This window comes from Denitrificimonas caeni (assembly GCF_027498055.1).
GTDB lineage: Bacteria > Pseudomonadota > Gammaproteobacteria > Pseudomonadales > Pseudomonadaceae > Denitrificimonas.
In genome coordinates this window covers 96,581-116,638 of sequence record NZ_CP114976.1, presented here as the reverse complement: position 1 = coordinate 116,638, position 20,058 = coordinate 96,581, and the positions used below count along the sequence as shown (strand labels likewise).

The following is a 20,058-nucleotide window of genomic DNA, read 5'->3' as shown; positions in this document are numbered from 1 at the left end:
GCTCATTTCTTAACAGAAGGATCTTCAGCATGTTCTGCTGTGGCATCAATGGTGCGCCCTGTGGTATCTGCTGCTTCAGATTTTTGCACAGCTTCGCTAGGTTTATCATCGCTGGTATCGACAGCTTTACGAAAACCTTTGATGGCGTCGCCTAAGTCGGAACCGACATTTTTAAGACGCTTGGTGCCAAATAATACAACAACAATTGCTAAGATAATCAGTAATTGCCAAACGCTAATACCGCCCATGATATGTACTCCGTAGTGCGAATAATTAAGTAGTTGTGCGGGCTGCTTTTTCTGCGTGCCCGGATAAGCCAAAGCGTCGTTCCAGCTCGTTGAGTACTGCTTGTGGTTCTAAGTTTAAAGCAGAAAGCATAACCAAACTGTGAAACCATAAATCTGCAGTTTCATAAATAACGTCTTGAGCATCACCTGAGCTTGCGGCATCTTTAGCGGCAAGAATAGTTTCTACCGCTTCTTCACCCACTTTTTCTAAAATTTTGTTTAAGCCTTTGTGGTGCAAGCTTGCTACATAAGAGGTGCTTGGTTCAGCACTTTTACGCGAATCAATGACCTGCGCTACACGGCGTAGAATATCGTCAGTCATGCTTATCAACCTTGATAGATATCATGCGGATCTTTAATAACAGGCTCGACCGTCTGCCACTGCCCGTCGCTTAATACGCGATAAAAACAACTGTGACGGCCAGTATGGCATGCAATATCACCGATTTGCTCTACGCGCAGGATAATAACATCCGCGTCGCAATCAAGGCGTATTTCATGCAGTTTCTGAATGTGTCCAGACTCTTCACCTTTGCGCCATAGTTTTTGCCGTGAACGCGACCAGTAAATTGCCCGCTGCTCGGCAACCGTTAGCGCCAATGACTCACGATTGAGCCAGGCCACCATTAATACACGGTCTGTTTTATAGTCTTGGGCAATGGCCGGTACTAGACCGTCACTGTCCCATTTGATTGCGTCTAACCAGTTGCTCATATTGCTCTCTATCACTGTCGTAATTTTGCTGCTAATGATTGCTCAGTGGCTCGGGTATTTAGCGGCGTAAGACCAAGCATAGACCTGCTGCGAACATTAACCAAGCCGGCCAAGCTTGCAACTCAAGGGCTAAGCCCGCTTGTGTACTGGCCACTAACAAGCCTGCGCCAAGAATTTTATTGAGCCACGCTGGTGCTGCGACTGGTGGCACAGAGTTGCTGCTGAGTTTTTCAAAGCTGTCGCGAGCCATGTTGGCTAAGTGTGGCAGCTTTTCAATTTGCTGCTGTAGGTTAGCCAGGATGTGCTTGGGCATATAGCGCTCACGCATCCAGCGCTCTAGATAAGGCTGGGCTGTGCTCCATAAATCCAGATCTGGATACAGTTGGCGACCTAGACCTTCAATATTGAGTAAGGTTTTTTGCAGTAAGACCAACTGGGGTTGCACTTCCATATTAAAGCGGCGGGCAGTTTGGAAGAGGTGCAGCAGCAAGTGACCAAACGAAATTTCTTTCAAGGGCCGCTCAAAAATCGGTTCACAGACGGTGCGAATCGCAGCTTCAAACTCATTGACGCGGGTGTCACTGGGTACCCAACCAGAGTCAATATGCAGTTGCGCCACTTTGCGGTAATCACGTTTGAAAAATGCCAGTAAATTGCGCGCCAGATAATCTTGGTCTTCGGGCGTTAATGAGCCAATAATGCCGCAGTCAATGGCAATGTATTGTGGATCCCAAGGCGTGTGGGTGCTAACAAAAATATTGCCCGGGTGCATATCCGCATGGAAGAAGCTGTCGCGAAAGACTTGGGTAAAGAAAATTTCTACACCGCGTTCAGCAAGTTTTTTCAGATCAGTGCCTTGGTCAATGAGCGCTTCCATATCAGTGACTGGAATGCCATAAATGCGCTCCATTACCAATACTTTAGGGCGGCTCCACTGCCAGTGAATTTGTGGCACATAGAGCAATGGTGAATCGCTAAAGTTGCGGCGTAATTGGCTGGCATTGGCCGCTTCACGCAAGAGGTCGAGCTCATCATAAATGGTTTTTTCGTAGTCGCTGACCACTGTTTTAGGGTGTAAGCGCCGCGCTTCAGGTGAGGCGCGCTCAGCAATGCTGGCGAGCAAATACAACCAGGCTAAGTCTTGGGCAATGACTGGCTTTAAGCCTGGACGAATGACTTTAACCACCACATCTTCGCCGCTGTGCAATTGCGCCGCATGCACTTGTGCAACTGAAGCAGAAGCCAGAGGCGTGCTAGAAAAGGTTTTAAACACTTGCTCAATACTGGCGCCCAATTGCTCTTCAATAATGGCAATGGAGTGCTGCGATGAAAAAGGTGGCACCTGATCTTGCAACTTGGCCATTTCATCGGCGATATCCGGCGGTAATAAATCCCGGCGGGTAGAGAGGATTTGACCGAACTTAATAAATACTGGGCCTAAATCTTCCAGGGCTAAGCGCAAGGCTGCGCCGCGGGTTAAAGTGTTTTCGCCCCGTGGTAACCAGCGCCAAGGCAGCAAAAATCTGCAAATATTGATATACCAAGGCAGCGGCAGAGCAAAGATTAAATCATCCAAGCGATAGCGAATGGTGACGCGCAAAATACGCCAGAGACGGCGGATAGCAAGCAGCTTCATAGAGGCTTTTGTTTCCGTTTAAGTAAGCGCGCAACGCGCGCATCAAGGCGGTCCAGATCCAGTTGCAGTTGATCTATTTCATCGAAGCGCGTATTGGCTTCCGCGTGGCCGACTAATGCTCGGGATTCTTCTGCTAAATAATCCGCAGTGTTTACATGTAAGCTCTGCGCGGACTGCGCCAACCAATCTTTGCTGCTACGCCAGCGACCGCTAAGTAGTGCCGTGGGCAGTGGGCCGAGCCAGCGCGAGACCTCATATTCCCAATCCAGCTCAAGGTCTTGCAGAATCTGCGCCAGCTCCATGAGGAGCCCGCTGTTACCTTCAAGGTCTACCTCTGGGTGGTGTAAGACCGCGCTTTTATCCACGCTGCTGACCAGCTTCAGTAGCAAGCTGGCTGGTGCAGTGAGGGTGCAGTCGGCGGGTGCTTGCCATTCTTTGGCTAATTGCAGGCCAGATTGCAGCGGTATCAGGTGCAGGGTTAGTGCTGGTGCAGTGCAGACAATGGCGATCACTTGCCCAGATAAAGGCGCTAAACGTGCTGATACAGTGCTATCTAGGCTAAGCACACGATTAATCGTTGCTTCAGCACTGGCTAAGGCAAACTGGGTGAGCATTAGGGTTTGATTCCACGGTGCAGCGCAACAATGCCGCCGGTCATGTTATGGAAGGTCACCCGCTCAAAGCCGGCATCGTTCATCATGGCTTTTAAAGTGTCCTGATCGGGGTGCATGCGAATGGATTCAGCTAAATAGCGGTAGCTGTCGGCATCATCGGTAATCAGTTTGCCGGCCAGTGGCATAAATTTAAATGAATAGGCGTCATAAAATTTCGACAGCAGAGGATTGCTTGGTTTGGAAAACTCTAAAACCAGTAAGCGTCCACCGGGCTTTAAAACCCGTAGCATGGAGCGCAAAGCCTCTTCTTTATGGGTGACGTTACGTAAACCAAAGGCAATGGTTACCACATCAAAGTGGTTGTCTGGGAAGGGGAGTTTTTCGGCATCGGCCTGCACAAAGCGAATGTTGTTAGCTACGCCTTTATCCAGCAAGCGGTCACGGCCGACTTTGAGCATGGAAGCATTGATATCGGCCAGCACTACTTCACCATCAGTACCAACCAAGCTGGAAAATTTACGGGCTAAGTCACCAGTACCACCGGCGATATCGAGAACTTTATTGCCACGCCGTACACCGGAGAGCTCGATAGTGAAACGTTTCCACAAGCGGTGCATGCCACCGGACAGCACATCATTCATAATGTCGTAACGGGCGGCGACAGAATGGAAGACTTCAGCAACTTTTTCGGCTTTCTCGCTTTCGCGGACATTTTTAAAACCGAAGTGGGTGGTTTGCTCGTTGGAGTTGGGCTGGCGTGGATTGCTCATAAAAACTTCACCTTAGACAGATTACCGAGCATTCTAATACTCACAGCGCTGTTTGTCTTGACGCTAGACAGATTAGCGCGAATAAGAGCAGCAATACTTACCGTAAGCAGGTCTTGTAGGGGGAGCAATGAGTCATATTGTAGTAGAGCGAGAGCACACTTTAGGTCGTGCTGGCGCACGGGAGAAAGCTCAGCAACTGGCGGAGCGCCTGGCGCAGCAATATGCGGTCAGTTATCAGTGGGACGGTGATACCTTGGAAGTTAAGCGCGCAGGGGCTAAGGGGGCGATCACCGTAGATGACCATAAGGTGCGTGTCAGTCTTAAGCTGGGCTTATTGTTATCTGGGCTGAGTGGCACAATTCAGCGTGAAATAGAGGATGCACTAGATAAACGCTTGGCTTGATCAAGGGTGCGGTACTGGCGGTTTAGCAGGGGAGGTACAAATGGTTAAAGCATTAAGCGCACAACGGACTCATTGGGGTCGCGGCTTTGGCCCGCGGCGCGGAGTTTAGCTAAGTACTCTTGCCAAAGGCTGTCTTGTTGCGTGGCCAGTTGGTAGAGGTAATTCCAAGTGTATAAACCGGTGTCATGGCCATCATCAAAGGTCAGTTTTAATGCGTAATTGCCAGCCGCTTGTACGCCAGTTAAGGCGACGTTGACTTTGCCGTACTGCAAAACCGGGTTGCCATGACCTTGGACTTCTGCAGAAGGCGAATGCACACGTAAAAACTCAGCAGGTAAGGCAAACTGCTGGCCATCGGCATAACCGAGTTCCAGAGTTTTTGAGCTTTTATTGAGTTTGATACGTGTTGGAATACGCATGGCGGTCTCATGAGCAAATTGTTGTGTCAGCACAGTTTAGCACTGACACAACAGCAAGGGTTTATAGAATGTAGCGCGATAGATCTTCGTCTTTGGCCAGCTCACCTAAATGTTGATCAACATAGGCTGCATCAATTTCTAAGGCTCCAGCGCTGTACTTCTCGGCTAATTCAGCGGCATCGAAAGATACTTCTTCTAGCAGACGCTCAAGTAGCGTGTGCAGGCGGCGCGCACCGATGTTTTCAGTCTTCTCGTTAACCTGCCAAGCCACTTCAGCAATGCGCTTAATACCGCAATCGGTAAAGGTTACATTCAGGCCTTCAGTGGCCAGTAGCGCCACATACTGCTCAGTCAAAGAGGCGTCAGGTTCACTGAGGATGCGCTTAAAGTCATCTGGGGTGAGGGCTTTCAGCTCGACGCGAATGGGTAAGCGGCCTTGCAACTCAGGGACTAAGTCGCTGGGTTTGCTCAGGTGGAAGGCGCCGGAGGCAATAAACAGAATATGGTCAGTTTTGACCATGCCCAGCTTGGTATTAACAGTGCAGCCTTCAATCAGTGGCAGTAGGTCGCGTTGTACGCCTTCACGGGACACATCGGCACCGCCAGTATTGCCACGTTTAGAAACCTTGTCGATTTCATCGAGGAAAACGATACCGTGCTGCTCAACTGCTTCTAGTGCGCGCACTTTTAGGTCTTCTTCGTTGACCAGTTTGGCGGCTTCTTCATCGCGAATCAGTTTGCGAGCGTCGGCAACACGTAGCTTACGGCTTTTGGTTTTGCCTTTGTGCATGCCGGAAAATAGATTTTGCAGCTGGCTGGTCATTTCTTCCATGCCCGGTGGGGTCATGATTTCTACGCCCATGGGAGCTTCAGCCACATCAATTTCTATTTCTTTGTCGTCCAGTTGACCTTCACGCAAGCGTTTGCGGAATAACTGGCGGGTGCTGGAGTCGGTGCGCTCAGCGCTATCATCTACGCCTTGCCGTGCTGGTGGTAAAAGCGCGTCAAGAATACGCTCTTCTGCTGCATCTTCGGCGCTGTTGCGCATGCTTTTGATTTCTTGCTCGCGTAGTAGTTTGAGGGAGGCATCGGCTAAATCGCGAATAATGGATTCAACATCACGGCCGACATAGCCCACTTCAGTGAATTTGGTGGCTTCAACTTTAATAAAAGGCGCATTGACCAGCTTGGCTAAGCGGCGGGCAATTTCAGTTTTACCGACACCGGTTGGTCCAATCATTAAAATATTTTTGGGCGTGACTTCGTTGCGCAGCTCAGCAGGCAGTTGCATACGACGCCAGCGGTTGCGCAGGGCAATCGCGACGGCACGTTTGGCATCATCCTGGCCAACGATATGGCGATTGAGCTCATGCACAATTTCACGGGGTGTCATGGACATAATGGTCTCCGAGGTGCGCTTAAATAGCGCTATCCTGCTCTTCGATAGTCAAATTTTGGTTGGTGAATACACAGATAGTGCCGGCAATATGTAAGGCTTTTTCGGTGATTTCACGAGCGGACAGGTTGCTGTTTTCTAATAAAGCCATGGCTGCCGCTTGGGCAAAGCCACCGCCTGAACCCATCGCGATTAAACCGTGTTCTGGTTCTACGACATCGCCGTTACCGGTAATAATTAATGAAGCATCTTTGTTGGCTACGGCCAGCATTGCTTCGAGGCGGCTTAAAGAACGGTCGGTCCGCCAGTCTTTGGCTAACTCAACTGCAGCACGCACTAAATGGCCCTGGTGTCTTTCCAGCTGACCTTCAAAACGCTCGAATAAAGTAAAAGCGTCTGCTGTGGCGCCGGCAAATCCAGCCAGTACTTCGCCGTGGTAGAGGCGGCGGACTTTTTTTGCGTTGCCTTTCATAACGGTATTGCCAAGGGATACTTGACCGTCACCACCCATTACGACTTTGCCGTTGCGACGAATTGATACAATTGTGGTCAAGGGAGTTCTCCACGCTGATGGGCCTATGCCCGGATTACTAAGATATGGGGGTGCAATGCTCAGGCTTCAAGGGCTGGCGTTGAAAACTTAATAAATTAGAGACTTATATGGGTCTTGCTAACACTGGCGAGGTACGGCATGCACGATGCAGCGCTAAGCACTGCACCGAGTTTACAAAGTCATCGCATTAACGACTTTTACGTTGCAGTAGCAGGTTGTTAAAGCCATTGGCGGCCAGCTGCTTTTGTGCAACATCTAACTGCTCACGACTGACAAAAGGTCCCACTAATACTCGGTGCCAGGTTTTATCTGCTACTTGACCAGCTTCAATGTGCACATTTTGACCGCTGAGCAACAACTGTGCGCGGACACTTTCAGCCTTGGCGCGCTCTGGGAAAGAGCCTGCTTGCAGATAGAACTGTGTCTTGGCTTCTTTTTTAGCAGGAGGTGGCGGTGGTGTTTTGCCGTCTAAAATTGCTTGCGCCCGTGCCGCTTCAGCTTTTTTAGCGTCATCCACTTCTTTCTTGCTCGGTGGTGGCGGTGGTGGTGGCGTTTTTTCCGGTAGAGCTTCAGGCGGGACAATCACCTCAGACTCTGACAGCAACGTATAAAACTCAAACTTGGGTTTGCTGGCTGTCTCTTCTTTGGCTTTCGGCGCAGGTTTTTTACTTGCCACTGCAGCGGGCTCACGCTTAATAGCGTCATTGCCTGGCTCAAGGCGAAATAGAGACATCACAAAAATACCAATAATCAGTCCAGCAATGACCCAAACCAATGGATGAACGGGTTTTTTGGCCGGTGCTTGATAACGACTGGCGCCGCGCTTGGGCGCAGCTTTTTTACGGGCAGCCATGTTACATACGCTCCAAAGTCTTTAAGCCCAGCAGCTCTAAGCCTTGTTTCAGCGTGCGGCCAGTCAGGGCAGCAAGGCGTAAGCGGCTGTGGCGAGTGGTTTCATCGTCGGCTGATAAAATTGGACAGTTCTCATAAAAGCTCGAAAACTGGCCAGCCAGCTCATACAAATAGGTACAGAGAATGTGCGGTGTACCCTTGTCGGCGATGTTATACAGTACTTCAGCAAAACGTTGCAGGGTGGCAGCCAAGGCTTGTTCTGCTTCGCTATTGAGGGCAATGCTGCCCGGTAGTGCCGAGTTCATGGTGAAATCAGTGCGTCTAAATACACTGGCAACACGGGTGTAGGCGTACAGCAAGTATGGCGCGGTGTTGCCTTCAAAACTCAGCATTTGCTCAAAGTTAAAACTGTAATCACTGCTGCGGTGCTTGCTTAAGTCAGCATATTTGACTGCACCAATACCCACAGCTTGGGCAATGCTGTGCAGTTCGCTCTGCGCCAACTCAGGGTTCTTCTCTTTGACCAGTGCATAGGCCCGCTGCTCTGCTTCATTGAGCAAATCAACCAGCTTCACGGTGCCGCCATCACGGGTTTTAAAGGGGCGACCATCTGGGCCATTCATGGTGCCGAAACCCATGTGCTCAAGCTGCATTGCTGGGTGAACAAACTCGGCACGGCGTGCCACAGCAAAGACCATTTGAAAGTGCAGCGCTTGGCGTTGGTCAACAAAATACAGTGCTCGATCGGCCTGTAACGTCTGGCTGCGGTAGCGCATCGCCGCCAAGTCTGTCGTGGAGTATAGATAACCACCATCGGCTTTCTGCACGATAACTGGCAAAGGCTTGTCTTCAGCATTTTTAAACTGTTCTAAAAACACACACTGCGCGCCTGCATCTTCTGTCAGCAGGCCTTTCTCGCGCAGACTGGCAACAATATCAGCCAACTCGGGGTTGTAAGAACTCTCGCCGCGCACATCAGCCATGCTGAGTTTAACGCCTAAGCGGTCATAGAGTTCTTGGCAGTGGCTCAGAGAAACTTCATTGAATTGCTGCCATAAGCGCAAGCATTCAGGATCACCGGCTTGCAGTTTGACCACTAAACCACGGGCATGTTCGGCAAACTCAGGTGACTCATCAAAACGCTGCTTAGCCGCGCGGTAGAATTCTTCTAAGTCGGCCAGCTGAGTTTCTTTGGCGCTGGGGTTTTCTAGCAAGTAGGCCAGTAGCATCCCAAACTGGGTGCCCCAATCGCCCACGTGGTTTTGCCGAATGACATCGTTGCCTAAAAACTCTAAAACTCGCGCCACGGCATCGCCAATAATAGTGGAGCGTAAATGGCCCACATGCATTTCTTTGGCAAGGTTGGGCGAGGATAAATCGACCACCACACGCTGTGCCGGCTGCTGCAGGGGTACACCAATATGGTTATCCGCTAAAGCTTGATCAAGGCGCTGAGCCAGCGCGGCATGATTTTGGAAAAAGTTTAAAAAGCCGGGGCCAGCAATGGCCACTTCACTGATTTGTGGGTCAGCTGGTAAGGCTTTAATTAACAGTTCGGCCAGATCGCGCGGTTTCATTTTGGCCGGCTTAGCGAGCATCATGGCAATATTGCTGGCGAAGTCACCGTGGGTTTTATCCCGCGTGTTTTCCACCTGAATATTGGCCACAAACTCTTCTGGAAGGATACCTTCGCTGGTAAGTTGATTGACTGCGTGCTGAATCAGATTGCGGATACTGTCTTTCATAATTTCTCTTAACGAAGGCGAATCGCGAATGATCGCTGAATAAACGGTCTATTATCGACGCCCAACGCGCTTGCTTCAAGCGTCAGACGTCATCTGCTGTGCTTTAAAATAAATCCACTGGGTCTACATCCATTGACCAGCGGCTTTGCCGCGCACTGGCTAAGTTTTCTAGATTGCTGCATAAAGGGGTTAATAAACGGTGTAATTGCGCACGGCTATTGGCCTGAATTAATAGTTGTGCACGATAGCGGCCAGCGCGGCGCTCCATTGGCGAAGCAATTGGCCCTAGTAATTCCACGCCTTGGATAGCCAGTTGTGTAACCAACTGTTCAGCAATACTGTACGCATCTTCTAAAAAATTGTCGGCTAACTCAGCTTTTAATGCATCGGCCCGCAGTAGGGCTAAATAGCTAAAGGGCGGCAGGCTAGTGGCGCGACGTTCGCTGAGAGCTTGTTCGGCAAAGGCAAAATAGCCCTGCTCGCTCAGTTGCACCAGTAGAGGGTGATCAGCCAGTTGGCTTTGGATAATAACACGGCCCGGATCACCAGCGCGGCCTGCGCGCCCGGCCACTTGCACTATTAATTGTGCCATGCGCTCGCTGGCTCGAAAATCTGCGGAAAATAAACCGCCATCGGCATTTAAAATGGCCACCAAAGTCACCCGCGGAAAGTGATGCCCCTTCGCTAGCATCTGAGTACCAATCATAATGCAGGGTTCGCCGCTGCCAATGGTGGTCAATAACGTATCCATTGCCCCCTTGCGTGAGGTGCTATCGCGGTCGATACGCAGCACTGGAGTATCTGGAAAAAGAATTTGCAAGCGCTCTTCAGCACGCTCGGTGCCAGCGCCAATCGGGCGTAAATCAACTTTACTGCACTCGGGGCAATTGTGTGGACGGGCTTCAATGTGTCCGCAGTGGTGGCAGCGTAATTCGTTGTAACGTTGGTGAAAGGTTAAACGTGCATCGCACTCTGCACATTGGCTCATCCAGCCACAGTCATTACACATCAATACTGGGGCGAAACCGCGGCGGTTGAGAAACACCAAGACTTGCTGGCCAGCTTCTAGGGTTTTACGGATTTCTTTTTGCAGCGGCGCACTGATACCAGAATCCAGTGGCAAGCTGCGCACATCTAAACGAATAAACTTGGGCTGGCTGGCACCACCGGCGCGCCGCGTTAAGCGCAATAAGGCAAAACGACCACTGTGGGCGTTATGTAAGCTTTCTAAACAGGGCGTGGCCGAACCTAAAACAATCGGCACATTGGCTGCGCGGGCGCGCACCAAGGCCAAATCGCGAGCGTGGTAGCGCAAGCCTTCTTGTTGCTTGTATGAAGTGTCGTGCTCTTCATCAATAATGATTAAGCCAAGCCGTTGCAGTGGAGTAAACAATGCTGAGCGGGTACCAATAATAATATCTGCATGGCCGGAACGCGCCGCTAGCCAAGCTTCAAGCCGCTCGCGGTCGTTGACGTTGGAGTGCAATAAAGCAATACGCGCATTAAAGCGTTTAGTAAAACGCTCGAGGGTTTGTGGGCCAAGATTGATTTCTGGAATCAGCACCAGCACCTGTTTGCCAGCGGCTAAGGCTTCACGGATCAGTTGCAAATACACTTCGGTTTTACCGCTGCCGGTGACGCCGGCTAATAAGTAGGCTTTGTATTCTTGGTTGTTGGCGTGGATGGCATTAAAAGCGGCTTGTTGCTCATCATTCAGCGGCAATTCAGGCTGGGCAAGGCTGGGTTTTTTATGGGCTAAATCTTGCAATTGACGGACTTGCTGGCTGACTAAGTCTTTTTTCAGCAGGGCAGCAATGCTGTCTTTACTGATAGCAAAATGTTCAAGGCGCTCATGGGCAATGCCTTGGCTGTGCTGCGCCAAAACTTTTAACGCCTGCAGCTGCTTTGGCGCGCGGGTTAACAGCGGGTCGTCCAAATTAAGCGGTAGTTTCGCCAGCCATATTTTTTGCTGGCGTGCTTCTGCAGGTTCGCCTTGGCGTAATAATGTGGGCAGTGCCCAGCTAAAGGTATCGCCTAAGCTGTGTTGATAGTACTGCGCGGTCCAGATACACAAACGCATCATATTGGCGGGCAATAACGGCTGTGTATCCAGTAACGCCAAGGCATCTTTGATTTTGTTGGCTGGCACTGTCGTTGCAGTGGCTGTCTCAACCAGAATACCGATTAACTCACGTCGCCCAAAAGGCACCCGCACCCGCACGCCAGGCTGCCATGCGTTCGCTGCAATGTGCGCAGGAGCACGGTAGTCAAACAACCGCCGTAATGGGGAAGGCAAGGCAATACGTAAATACAGTTCGGACACAGCAGCACCCTTGGCTTGAGAAGGGTTATCTTAGCGCATCAGTTAGGAAGATGTTTAGGGTGAGCACATAGAGAGCAAGGCCAATTGATATCAGGGCATGGACCTAGAGGCAAGCATAAGCTTTGCTTTGGTTTTAGATGAAAAATCAGCTTTAAGTTATTCATGGTTTGTAATTGTGTTTTTATGTCTTAGCCTCTAGCGCTTGCTTGTTCTTTTTCTGCGCGGAGCTTTACCCTGGCCTTGCAAGCCGCTAAAGCGAATCTGGCTGACTTGCTCTATGAGCTTGTGCAGTCCATCGAGCATGGGCGCCATAAACTGGCTATAGCTGATGTGCTTTTGCGCAATGGCTTCCAGCTGTGATTCCCAATGCGCAGTCATATCTGGGCGTACCATGATTTCTGGCAGAGCCAATACTAAGCGTCGACCCACTGCGGTGGCGCGGATCTCTTTACCCTGCTTGCTTAAAAAGCCGCGCTTAAATAGCAGCTCAATAATCCCTGCGCGGGTGGCTTCGGTGCCAAGGCCGTCGGTGTCGCGCAAAACCTTCTTGATTTCAGGGTCAGACACATAACGGGCAATGCCGGTCATGGCTGAGAGCAAAGAAGCATCAGTAAAGTGCTTGGGCGGGCTGGTTTGTTTGTCATCCAAACGAGCGGCGGTACATTGCACGTGATCACCTTGAGCTAGGTTGGGCAGTTTTGCCGCAGAAAACTCTTGCTCGTGTTCTTGGCTTTGGCGTGCAGGCAACAATGCTTTCCAACCTTGGCTGAGCACTTCTTTTTGCCGGCTAATAAACAGACCACCAGCCACTTCAGTGTCAATTTGTTTTTCTTGATACGTAAAAGGCGGATAAAACTGCATAAGGTATTGCCGCGCAACTAACTCGTAGATTTTTTGCTCATCGGCGGATAAGCGGCTGGCAGCCAGTGCGCGGCTGGTGGGGATAATGGCGTGGTGAGCGCTGACTTTACTGTCATTCCAAGCTTTGGATTGCAGGGATAAATCCGCCTGCTGCACTGCCTTAACCAGTGCCGAGCTGGTTTGCGCAATAGCCTGAGTCACTGAGTCTTTATCGTTGTAATGCCCTTTGGGTAGATAACGGCAATCGGAGCGTGGGTAGGTGATGAGCTTGTGGGTTTCATAAAGCTTTTGGCAGATGTCGAGAGTCTTTTGCGCATTAAAGTTAAAGCGCTTTGAAGCATCAATTTGCAGAGTTGACAGATTATAGGGCAGTGGTGCGGCTTGCTTCTTGATGCTTTCGCTCACTGCCAGCACTGTGCCCGGCTGGTTGAGTACTTTGTTTAAGACTGTTTCGGCTAACTTTTTCAGCAGTACCCGACCATCTTCATCCATATAGGGCGCGCAAGCGGCGCTGGGTTGCCATTTGGCCATATAGGTTTGATTTTGCGCAGTGGTCAGCTCAATAAACACCTCGCAAAAAGGCTTGCTGACAAAATTTTCAATTTCAAGATCGCGATGCACCACCAAACCGAGAATGGGCGTTTGCACCCGCCCCACCGAGAGCACTCCTTGATAGCCGGAAGCCTGACCCTGCAAAGTACACAGCCGCGTCATATTGATGCCGTACAACCAGTCCGCGCGGGCGCGGGCTAATGCAGAGGTGGCCAGTGGAATAAAGTCGCTATTGCGGCGCAAATCATTTAATGAGCGTTTTATGGCTGCAGGGTTCATGTCACTAATTAAACAGCGCTGCGCCGCTAGGCGTTTTTCTTTCGACACACCGCTGTAGTTGATCACTTCATCGACCAAAATTTGGCCAACCCGATCTGGATCGCCCATATTGACCAAAACATCGGCTTGCTTAATCAGTTTTTTTACCACATTCAACTGCTTGCGCGTGGCCGGTTTAACCTGATGCTGCCACTGCTTGGGCACTATGGGGAGGTGCTCTTTACGCCACTTTTTATACTCTGGGTCATAAGCATCGGGTTCAGCTTGCTCCAGCAAATGACCGATGCACCAGGTCACCACATCACCATTGGCAACAGTTATAAAACCATCACCAGCACGATGCGGCTTGGGTAATACGCCCGCTACGGCGCGACCAACACTGGGTTTTTCCGCTATGTAAACAATCACTTAAATATCTACTCACTAGGGCAGCAGCAAACTTAACGGCGCCAGTCTATGGATTGGCCGCTGTTATTAACTATAGCTGCAGATAAGGCTTTGTCTGCAGTGACTATTGTAGATGACTTGCGTTGCTCAATCTCATTGGCGTAAAACACTGCAGCATGGTATGAATAAACGCCTGTTTTAATGAATTAGGAGAGCGTCATGAGCAAAAAAGTAGCGATCATCTTATCTGGATGTGGTGTCTTTGATGGCGCAGAAATTAATGAAACGGTGTTGACGGCATTAAGCCTTGATCAGCACGGCGCTAAAGTGGAGTTTTTTGCCCCAGACATCAAGCAAGCCGCTGTTATTAACCACCAGACGAATGAACCAATGGACGAACAGCGTAATGTGTTGGTTGAGTCGGGACGTATTACCCGAGGTAAGTCCCGTGATGTGCGTGAATTGCAGGCCGCAGATTTTGATGCGCTGATTCTACCCGGCGGTTTTGGTGTGGCCAGCAACTTATCGGATTTTGCCAGTAAAGGTGCGGATTGCACGGTACAAGCAGACACTTTACAGGCGATTTTGCAGTTTAAAGAGGCTAAAAAGCCTGTGGGTTTGATTTGTATTTCACCAGCGCTATCAGCGAAAATCTATGGTGCGGGCGTACGTTGCACCATTGGTAACGATGAAAGCACCGCAGCGGTGATTACGCAAATGGGTGCACAGCATGAAAACACCTCGGTGGATGCTATTGTTGTGGATGAAACCCATCGTTTGGTTACTACGCCGGCTTATATGCTGACTGAATCCTTGAGCGAAGCCGCAAAGGGTATTAATAAGTTGGTTGCGCAAGTACTCAGCATGGTGAAGTAAGCAGCATGCAGCGTTTGCCTGACTCGCTGGGCAAGCGCTGTTATAGGGTCAATTAAATAATAAAAATAAAGCTGTTGTGGCGGTATGTGCAATGTTGCAGGCCGCAATGCAGCAGCAAACGTAGGATTCAACACTTATGAGCGCAACAGAGTTAGCCCCAGAGTTATTGCAGGCGGCGCAGTATTTCTTTGATCAAATTCCTTTTAATCATCTGGTGGGTATTCAGGTGGATTCGTTATCTACCGAAGCCGTACGCATGCATGTGTCGATGCGTGAGGAGTTGGTGGGCAATCATATTCAAGGGATTTTGCACGGTGGCGTGATTGCTTCCATTTTGGATGTGGCCGGCGGCGCTATGGCGTTGATTGGTGCTTTTCAGCGCCTTCCAGAGCTTCCCGCAGTGGAGCGCATGATGAGCTTATCGAAACTGGGCACCATTGATATGCGCGTGGATTACTTAAGGCCTGGGCGTGGTCAGCGCTTTGATGCGGTGGCCACTTTATTGCGTGCCGGTAATAAGGTTGCGGTGGTGCGCACCGAGCTGCATAACGATGCGGGTTATTTAATAGCGGTGGGCACCGGTACGTATTTAGTCGGTTGATGTAGTACTGGGTAAGCGCGCAAGGCGGGTCAAAATCCGATCCAGGGCATTAGCAAAGGCTTGCTTGTCGCGTTCATCATAGGCCCGTTGGCCACCGCTCATTTGTCCTTGCTCACGTAAATCAGTGAATAAATTACGCATGGCTAAACGGTCGCCCATATTGCGTTCTGTAAACTCTTCCCCGCGTGGATCAAGGGCAATTGCCTGCTTTTTAATCAGGCGATCTGCCAGCGGAATATCGCTGCAAATCACTAACTCATTGGCGGCGACATGCTCAACAATATAGTCATCTGCGGCATCTGGGCCGCTAGGTACGATAATGAGCTGCACGCAAGCAAAGTTTGGTCGCGGCTGTGCCTGTCCAGCCACTAACATCACTGAGAACTTACGCTTTAAGGCAAATTTAATCACTTGGTCACGGGCTAAGCGTGGGCAGGCATCGGCATCAATCCAGACGCGCATACAAACAACTCCTGTGTCGGCCCCCAGCGCAGCTTAGCGCTGAGGCGTGTTAATGAGATAGGCATTGTCTAGGGTTCTGACTCTGATTGGGCCTGCTTCGCGGCAGGAGAGTTGCGCTTATTTTTCATCGCGTTGCGCATTTTAATATTGAGCGCTTCCACGCCCAGTGAGAACGCCATAGCAAAGTAGATATAACCTTTAGGTACGTGCACACCAAAGGCTTCAGCAATTAATAAAGTACCCACCACGATCAGAAACGATAAGGCTAAAACTTTCAGCGATGGGTGTTTATTAATAAAGTTACTGATAGTGCTGGCAGCCAGCATCATCACCGCAATAGAAATAATAATCGCGGCAATCATCACTGGCACATGCTGGACTAAACCTACCGCAGTAATCACCGAGTCCAGTGAGAAAATAATATCAATGACAGCTATCTGCAGAATTACGCTAACAAAGCCTGCTTTAACGCTGCTGCCATGTTCAGCTTCTGCTTCACCTTCAACGCTGTGCCAAATCTCAATGGTGCTTTTAAATAACAGGAATAAACCACCGAAAAACAAAATCAAATCACGCCCAGACACCCCATGCTCCAGCACCACAAAAAGATTATTGGTCAGGCGCATAATCCAAGTGATCGACAGCAACAGTAAAATGCGTGTGCCCATCGCCAGGCTTAAGCCGATGATGCGGCCTTTAGCTTGCTGATGCAGCGGCAAACGACTGACCAGAATCGAAATGAAAATAATATTGTCGATGCCAAGGACAATTTCTAATGCTGTTAGGGTGAAAAAAGCAATCCAGATTTCTGGGTTAGTAAGCCATTCCATATAGGGTGATTACTCTTTGGGTTGGGGAAGTTCAGGGCCACGCCAGCGGCGTATGACTTTTTGGAAAAACAGACTGTTGGGGATTTGCAACAGCGCGCCTTCATGGCCTTCAGTTAGGTCTTCGAGGGTGGTATAAAACACGTTAATAGTGACCACGCGGCCTTTAACACCGGGCTTATCGGCGCTTTCCATGACCTCAACACGGTCACCGAGCCGAAACGGGCCAACGGTAAAAATTAAGGCTGCACAAAAGATATTCGACAGCACGCTCCAGATGGCAAAAAATGCCAGCGCGGCCACCGCTAAGAAACCGGTGAGGGCGGTCCAGAGTACACTGGCCGACACGCCAAAACGCTCTAGAATCATTAATAAGGCACTGCCAATGACGAGCCAGCGGATGGCCCCGCGCAACGGCAGTAACATGCTGGGCGGCATATGGTATCGGCCGGCTAAACTGGTCAGGCCACGGGCTAATAAGCGTTGCAATAACCACGCTGCCAAGGCAATTAATAAAACCTGTGTGCCGGGCACCAGCAGACTAATCCAGTCCACTGCCCACTCTTCAAACCACTGCGTCATACACTTGCCTCAAGTTCACTTTGCAATAATTCTAGTTCTTCTAGGCTATTGAGCCAGGTTTCTTCCACTTGCGCTTGCTGCTGGAGTAACTGACTTTGTTTGCTTAAACAGTCCTTAAGCTGCTCTTTTTTATCTTGCTCATAAAGGCTGTTATCGGCCAGTAGCGTCTCTAAAGCTAGTAACTCGTGTTGCATGCGATCCAATTGTTTTTCTAAGGTCTCGGCCTGCTTGCGCAAGGGGGCTAATTGTTTGCGCATTTCAGCTGCGGCTTGACGTTGCGAGCGGCGATCAACTTTATCAGCAGCGGGCTCGCTTGGCGGTGCTGCTGCAGATTGCTGGCGCAGACGGTAATCACTGAGCCATTTGCTGTAGTCCTCAAGGTCACCGGCAAACTCTTGCACACGTCCTTCGGCCACGAGGTACAACTCATCCACAGTGCTTTTAATCAGGTGACGGTCGTGGGAAACCAACAATAATGCGCCGGAGAAATCTTGCAGTGCCATACTCAAGGCTTGGCGCATTTCTAAGTCGAGGTGGTTGGTTGGCTCATCGAGCAGCAATAGATTGGGTTTGCCCCAGGCAATCAGTGCCAAGGCTAAGCGGGCTTTTTCGCCACCAGAAAAATTCACTACCGGCTCGTCGCAACGTTTACCACGGAAGTCAAAGCCACCAAGAAAATCGCGTAATACTTGCTCGCGCTCATTAGGGGCAATACGTTGCACGTGGAGCAGTGGGCTGGCTTTTGGATCTAAAGAGTCCAGTTGGTGCTGCGCAAAATAGCCAACCACCAAGTTCTCACCGCTGGTTAAAGTGCCGGACAACAAGGGTAAATCATTCATAATGCTTTTGATCAGGGTTGATTTACCAGCACCATTGGGACCAAGCAAAGCAATGCGCGCACCGGGCACTAATTGCAGTTTCACCTTGCTTAAAATGGGTTGTGTTGCGCTATAGCCCAGAACGGCTTCATTGAGGTCCAGTAGAGGGCTGGAAACCTTATCGGCTTCACGGAAAATAAAATTGAAGGGCGAGTCAAAATGCGCCGGGGCCAACTCTTCCATGCGTTCCAAGGCTTTAATGCGACTTTGTGCTTGCCGTGCTTTAGTGGCTTTGGCTTTAAAGCGGCGGATAAAGTCTTCCATATGCGCCCGTTGCGCTTGCTGTTTTTCGTGGGCTTTTTGTTGTTGCATGATGCGTTCAGCACGCGCTCGCTCAAAAGCCGTATAGCCACCACTGTAAAGGACTAACTGTTGTTGCTCCACATGGACAATATGACCAACCACTGAGTCTAAAAAGTCGCGGTCATGGGAGATAAGCAGTAGGGTACCGGGATAGTTTTGCAGCCAACCTTCGAGCCATAAAATAGCATCCAAATCCAAGTGGTTAGTGGGCTCATCGAGCAGCAGTAGGTCTGATGGGCACATCAAGGCTTGGGCAAGGTTTAAGCGCATACGCCAACCACCCGAGAAGCTGTTGACTTGGTTATCCATTTGCTTTTCAAGAAAACCCAAACCAGCGAGTAGTTTGCGCGCGCGGGCATCCGCTGTGTAAGCATCGGCGCTGTCTAGCTCGGAGTGTAAGCGTCCTAGTTCTGCACCGTCTTGTTGCTCCTCGGCTTTGGCTAAACGTTGCTGAATGTTCCGTAGCAGCGTGTCACCATCGAGCACATAATCAATGGCGCTGCGTTCAGGCGCATCAATTTCTTGGCGCATATGGGCAATACGCCAAGTGGCGGGTAACTCGCACTCGCCGGCATCGGGGTGTAATTTACCGCGTAGCAAGGCAAATAAGCTGGATTTACCGGCACCATTGGCACCAATTAAGCCGACTTTATGCCCTGGGTGCAGGGTTAATTCTGCATTTTCCAGTAAGCGTAGTGGGCCGCGTTGTAAGGTAAGTTCTGAGATTCGTATCATACCGCGCAGTTTAGCAGTTTCGCCGCGGTTACCAATATGTGCTAAGAGATATTTAGTCAATGTTGCTCGCAGGTTAGCTTAGGCAGCCGCGTGAATGGCTACCTAAACTGGGTAACAAGGCTGATTAACTGGCGATTTTTTCTACGGCAACCGCAGGGTTATTAATGCTGTAGCGGCCTCGTTCATCACGGCTGATGGTGCCAATGGCGACCGCCGGATCATGGGTGAAAACTAAACGTCCGTTGCGTGCGTACAGGTCATCCAGTAGCGCTTGTTTTTCTTCGATCAAGCCTTCGGGGAAACGGTCGTAACCCATGGTGATCGGTAGATGCACCCAAGGTGCGCCGGGCACTAAATCACCGGGGAAAACTACTGGGCCGTCGGGCATCGCGACTTCTGGCAGCATTTGCCCCGGTGTATGGCCATGGCTCCAATGCAAACGCCAACCTTCGCCCAGCAGTGGGTGGTTCGGGCTGTCATCTGCCACCAAATGTAAGCGGCCACAGTCTTTGAGTAGGGCGAGTAGTTCAGGGATATAGGATGCACGGTCGCGGGCGTGGGGATTATTGGCGCGCTGCCATTGGCCTTGGCCGGTCAGGTATTGTGCGTTGGGGAACAGCAGTTGCGCCGGTTGCCCTTCCTGCCAAGCAGACAGTAAGCCGCCTGCGTGGTCAAAGTGCAGGTGAGTGAGCACCACCAGATCAATGTCGGTGTGGCTCAGGTCTTGCTCGGCGAGACTGTCGAGTAGCACGTGATGGCTTTCTTGCACGCCAAAACGCTCTTTCATCTCCGGTGAGAAAAAAGCGCCAATCCCAGTTTCAATTAAAATATTACGCTCGGCTTCCTGTACTAAAAGGGCGCGGCAACCGAGGTCGATACGGTTTAGCTCATCGGGCTGCATCCAGCGCTGCCACAGCGCTTTGGGTGCATTACCAAACATCGCACCGCCATCCAGCTTTTGGCTGTTGCCTTGGAGGGTAGTTAAGGTTCTCATTATTGTTGT

At 50.4% G+C, this 20,058-nt stretch carries 21 protein-coding genes; 3 read left to right on the top strand and 18 right to left on the bottom strand.

The features are described from left to right. Positions 1-2 precede the first annotated feature (2 nt). From tatA to ubiE, 6 genes are read right to left on the bottom strand one after another with little or no spacing between them, the layout of a single operon-like run. The gene (gene tatA, locus O6P33_RS00570) at positions 3-248 is read right to left on the bottom strand and encodes a twin-arginine translocase TatA/TatE family subunit (protein WP_269818325.1); all 246 of its coding nucleotides are present in this window, start codon (positions 246-248) and stop codon (positions 3-5) included. A 25-nt stretch (positions 249-273) separates the two neighbouring features. Continuing rightward, a complete protein-coding gene (locus O6P33_RS00565) occupies positions 274-609 on the bottom strand; it encodes a phosphoribosyl-ATP diphosphatase (RefSeq protein ID WP_269818324.1) in 336 nt (111 codons plus the stop codon). A gap of 5 nt (positions 610-614) precedes the next feature. Next, positions 615-1,001 carry a phosphoribosyl-AMP cyclohydrolase gene (gene hisI / locus O6P33_RS00560; RefSeq protein WP_269818323.1) on the bottom strand — a complete coding sequence of 129 codons (387 nt, stop codon included), beginning with the start codon at positions 999-1,001 and terminating at the stop codon, positions 615-617. A gap of 58 nt (positions 1,002-1,059) precedes the next feature. Next, entirely contained in the window at positions 1,060-2,637 is a 1,578-nt protein-coding gene (gene ubiB, locus O6P33_RS00555; protein ID WP_269818322.1) for a ubiquinone biosynthesis regulatory protein kinase UbiB, read from the bottom strand. After that, positions 2,634-3,251, bottom strand: coding sequence for a ubiquinone biosynthesis accessory factor UbiJ (locus O6P33_RS00550; RefSeq protein WP_269818321.1), 618 nt, complete (start codon positions 3,249-3,251; stop codon positions 2,634-2,636). Before O6P33_RS00550 ends, ubiB begins: the two co-directional genes overlap by 4 nt. Further along, positions 3,251-4,021 (bottom strand): bifunctional demethylmenaquinone methyltransferase/2-methoxy-6-polyprenyl-1,4-benzoquinol methylase UbiE, encoded by a 771-nt coding sequence (gene ubiE, locus O6P33_RS00545; protein WP_269818320.1) that lies wholly within the window; start codon positions 4,019-4,021, stop codon positions 3,251-3,253. The genes O6P33_RS00550 and ubiE overlap by 1 nt, the downstream gene beginning before the upstream one ends. 127 nt (positions 4,022-4,148) lie before the next feature. Here ubiE and O6P33_RS00540 point away from each other — a divergent pair, with 127 nt between their 5' ends. Continuing rightward, a complete protein-coding gene (locus tag O6P33_RS00540) occupies positions 4,149-4,424 on the top strand; it encodes a polyhydroxyalkanoic acid system family protein (protein ID WP_269818319.1) in 276 nt (91 codons plus the stop codon). Between the two features lie 44 nt (positions 4,425-4,468). On the opposite strand, the gene O6P33_RS00535 is transcribed toward O6P33_RS00540, so the two are convergent. The 7 genes from O6P33_RS00535 to O6P33_RS00505 all read right to left on the bottom strand — a co-directional run bounded on the left by O6P33_RS00535 (position 4,469) and on the right by O6P33_RS00505 (position 13,812). Next, positions 4,469-4,843 (bottom strand): DUF971 domain-containing protein, encoded by a 375-nt coding sequence (locus O6P33_RS00535; RefSeq protein ID WP_269818318.1) that lies wholly within the window; start codon positions 4,841-4,843, stop codon positions 4,469-4,471. 61 nt (positions 4,844-4,904) lie between these two features. After that, on the bottom strand, positions 4,905-6,242 hold the full coding sequence (gene hslU, locus O6P33_RS00530) for an ATP-dependent protease ATPase subunit HslU (RefSeq protein WP_269818317.1): 1,338 nt from the start codon (positions 6,240-6,242) through the stop codon (positions 4,905-4,907). A gap of 19 nt (positions 6,243-6,261) precedes the next feature. Beyond that, positions 6,262-6,792 (bottom strand): ATP-dependent protease subunit HslV, encoded by a 531-nt coding sequence (hslV, locus tag O6P33_RS00525; RefSeq protein ID WP_269818316.1) that lies wholly within the window; start codon positions 6,790-6,792, stop codon positions 6,262-6,264. A gap of 187 nt (positions 6,793-6,979) precedes the next feature. Then, the gene (locus O6P33_RS00520; RefSeq protein ID WP_269818315.1) at positions 6,980-7,645 is read right to left on the bottom strand and encodes an SPOR domain-containing protein; all 666 of its coding nucleotides are present in this window, start codon (positions 7,643-7,645) and stop codon (positions 6,980-6,982) included. A gap of 1 nt (position 7,646) precedes the next feature. Continuing rightward, entirely contained in the window at positions 7,647-9,389 is a 1,743-nt protein-coding gene (gene argS, locus O6P33_RS00515; protein WP_269818314.1) for an arginine--tRNA ligase, read from the bottom strand. 103 nt (positions 9,390-9,492) lie between these two features. After that, positions 9,493-11,712: a primosomal protein N' gene (locus tag O6P33_RS00510; protein ID WP_269818313.1), complete on the bottom strand. Its 2,220-nt coding sequence runs from the start codon at positions 11,710-11,712 to the stop codon at positions 9,493-9,495. 195 nt (positions 11,713-11,907) lie between these two features. After that, the gene (locus O6P33_RS00505; RefSeq protein ID WP_269818312.1) at positions 11,908-13,812 is read right to left on the bottom strand and encodes a DNA topoisomerase III; all 1,905 of its coding nucleotides are present in this window, start codon (positions 13,810-13,812) and stop codon (positions 11,908-11,910) included. A 198-nt stretch (positions 13,813-14,010) separates the two neighbouring features. On the opposite strand from O6P33_RS00505, the gene elbB reads away from it, so the two are divergent. Continuing rightward, the gene (elbB, locus tag O6P33_RS00500) at positions 14,011-14,667 is read left to right on the top strand and encodes an isoprenoid biosynthesis glyoxalase ElbB (RefSeq protein ID WP_269818311.1); all 657 of its coding nucleotides are present in this window, start codon (positions 14,011-14,013) and stop codon (positions 14,665-14,667) included. A 136-nt stretch (positions 14,668-14,803) separates the two neighbouring features. Further along, entirely contained in the window at positions 14,804-15,268 is a 465-nt protein-coding gene (locus O6P33_RS00495) for a thioesterase family protein (RefSeq protein ID WP_269818310.1), read from the top strand. On the opposite strand, the gene O6P33_RS00490 is transcribed toward O6P33_RS00495, so the two are convergent. The 5 genes from O6P33_RS00490 to O6P33_RS00470 form a co-directional block, all read right to left on the bottom strand. Beyond that, on the bottom strand, positions 15,257-15,730 hold the full coding sequence (locus O6P33_RS00490) for a YaiI/YqxD family protein (protein ID WP_269818309.1): 474 nt from the start codon (positions 15,728-15,730) through the stop codon (positions 15,257-15,259). The two genes, O6P33_RS00495 and O6P33_RS00490, sit on opposite strands and share 12 nt — an antisense overlap. 68 nt (positions 15,731-15,798) lie before the next feature. Beyond that, complete coding sequence (locus O6P33_RS00485; protein ID WP_269818308.1) at positions 15,799-16,560, bottom strand: TerC family protein; 762 nt, start codon at positions 16,558-16,560, stop codon at positions 15,799-15,801. A 9-nt stretch (positions 16,561-16,569) separates the two neighbouring features. Then, positions 16,570-17,139, bottom strand: a complete 570-nt coding sequence (locus O6P33_RS00480; RefSeq protein ID WP_269818307.1) for a mechanosensitive ion channel family protein — start codon at positions 17,137-17,139, stop codon at positions 16,570-16,572. After that, positions 17,136-19,055 (bottom strand): ATP-binding cassette domain-containing protein, encoded by a 1,920-nt coding sequence (locus O6P33_RS00475; protein ID WP_269818306.1) that lies wholly within the window; start codon positions 19,053-19,055, stop codon positions 17,136-17,138. Before O6P33_RS00475 ends, O6P33_RS00480 begins: the two co-directional genes overlap by 4 nt. A gap of 124 nt (positions 19,056-19,179) precedes the next feature. Then, positions 19,180-20,049 carry an MBL fold metallo-hydrolase gene (locus O6P33_RS00470; RefSeq protein WP_269818305.1) on the bottom strand — a complete coding sequence of 290 codons (870 nt, stop codon included), beginning with the start codon at positions 20,047-20,049 and terminating at the stop codon, positions 19,180-19,182. Positions 20,050-20,058: the final 9 nt, after the last annotated feature.

Coding starts and splice junctions, on each gene's coding strand:
- tatA (WP_269818325.1), bottom strand. CDS start 248: ATGGGCGGTATTAGCGTTTGGCAATTACTGATTATCTTAGCAATTGTT.
- O6P33_RS00565 (WP_269818324.1), bottom strand. CDS start 609: ATGACTGACGATATTCTACGCCGTGTAGCGCAGGTCATTGATTCGCGT.
- hisI (WP_269818323.1), bottom strand. CDS start 1,001: ATGAGCAACTGGTTAGACGCAATCAAATGGGACAGTGACGGTCTAGTA.
- ubiB (WP_269818322.1), bottom strand. CDS start 2,637: ATGAAGCTGCTTGCTATCCGCCGTCTCTGGCGTATTTTGCGCGTCACC.
- O6P33_RS00550 (WP_269818321.1), bottom strand. CDS start 3,251: ATGCTCACCCAGTTTGCCTTAGCCAGTGCTGAAGCAACGATTAATCGT.
- ubiE (WP_269818320.1), bottom strand. CDS start 4,021: ATGAGCAATCCACGCCAGCCCAACTCCAACGAGCAAACCACCCACTTC.
- O6P33_RS00540 (WP_269818319.1), top strand. CDS start 4,149: ATGAGTCATATTGTAGTAGAGCGAGAGCACACTTTAGGTCGTGCTGGC.
- O6P33_RS00535 (WP_269818318.1), bottom strand. CDS start 4,843: ATGCGTATTCCAACACGTATCAAACTCAATAAAAGCTCAAAAACTCTG.
- hslU (WP_269818317.1), bottom strand. CDS start 6,242: ATGTCCATGACACCCCGTGAAATTGTGCATGAGCTCAATCGCCATATC.
- O6P33_RS00520 (WP_269818315.1), bottom strand. CDS start 7,645: ATGGCTGCCCGTAAAAAAGCTGCGCCCAAGCGCGGCGCCAGTCGTTAT.
- argS (WP_269818314.1), bottom strand. CDS start 9,389: ATGAAAGACAGTATCCGCAATCTGATTCAGCACGCAGTCAATCAACTT.
- elbB (WP_269818311.1), top strand. CDS start 14,011: ATGAGCAAAAAAGTAGCGATCATCTTATCTGGATGTGGTGTCTTTGAT.
- O6P33_RS00495 (WP_269818310.1), top strand. CDS start 14,804: ATGAGCGCAACAGAGTTAGCCCCAGAGTTATTGCAGGCGGCGCAGTAT.
- O6P33_RS00490 (WP_269818309.1), bottom strand. CDS start 15,730: ATGCGCGTCTGGATTGATGCCGATGCCTGCCCACGCTTAGCCCGTGAC.
- O6P33_RS00485 (WP_269818308.1), bottom strand. CDS start 16,560: ATGGAATGGCTTACTAACCCAGAAATCTGGATTGCTTTTTTCACCCTA.
- O6P33_RS00480 (WP_269818307.1), bottom strand. CDS start 17,139: ATGACGCAGTGGTTTGAAGAGTGGGCAGTGGACTGGATTAGTCTGCTG.
- O6P33_RS00475 (WP_269818306.1), bottom strand. CDS start 19,055: ATGATACGAATCTCAGAACTTACCTTACAACGCGGCCCACTACGCTTA.
- O6P33_RS00470 (WP_269818305.1), bottom strand. CDS start 20,049: ATGAGAACCTTAACTACCCTCCAAGGCAACAGCCAAAAGCTGGATGGC.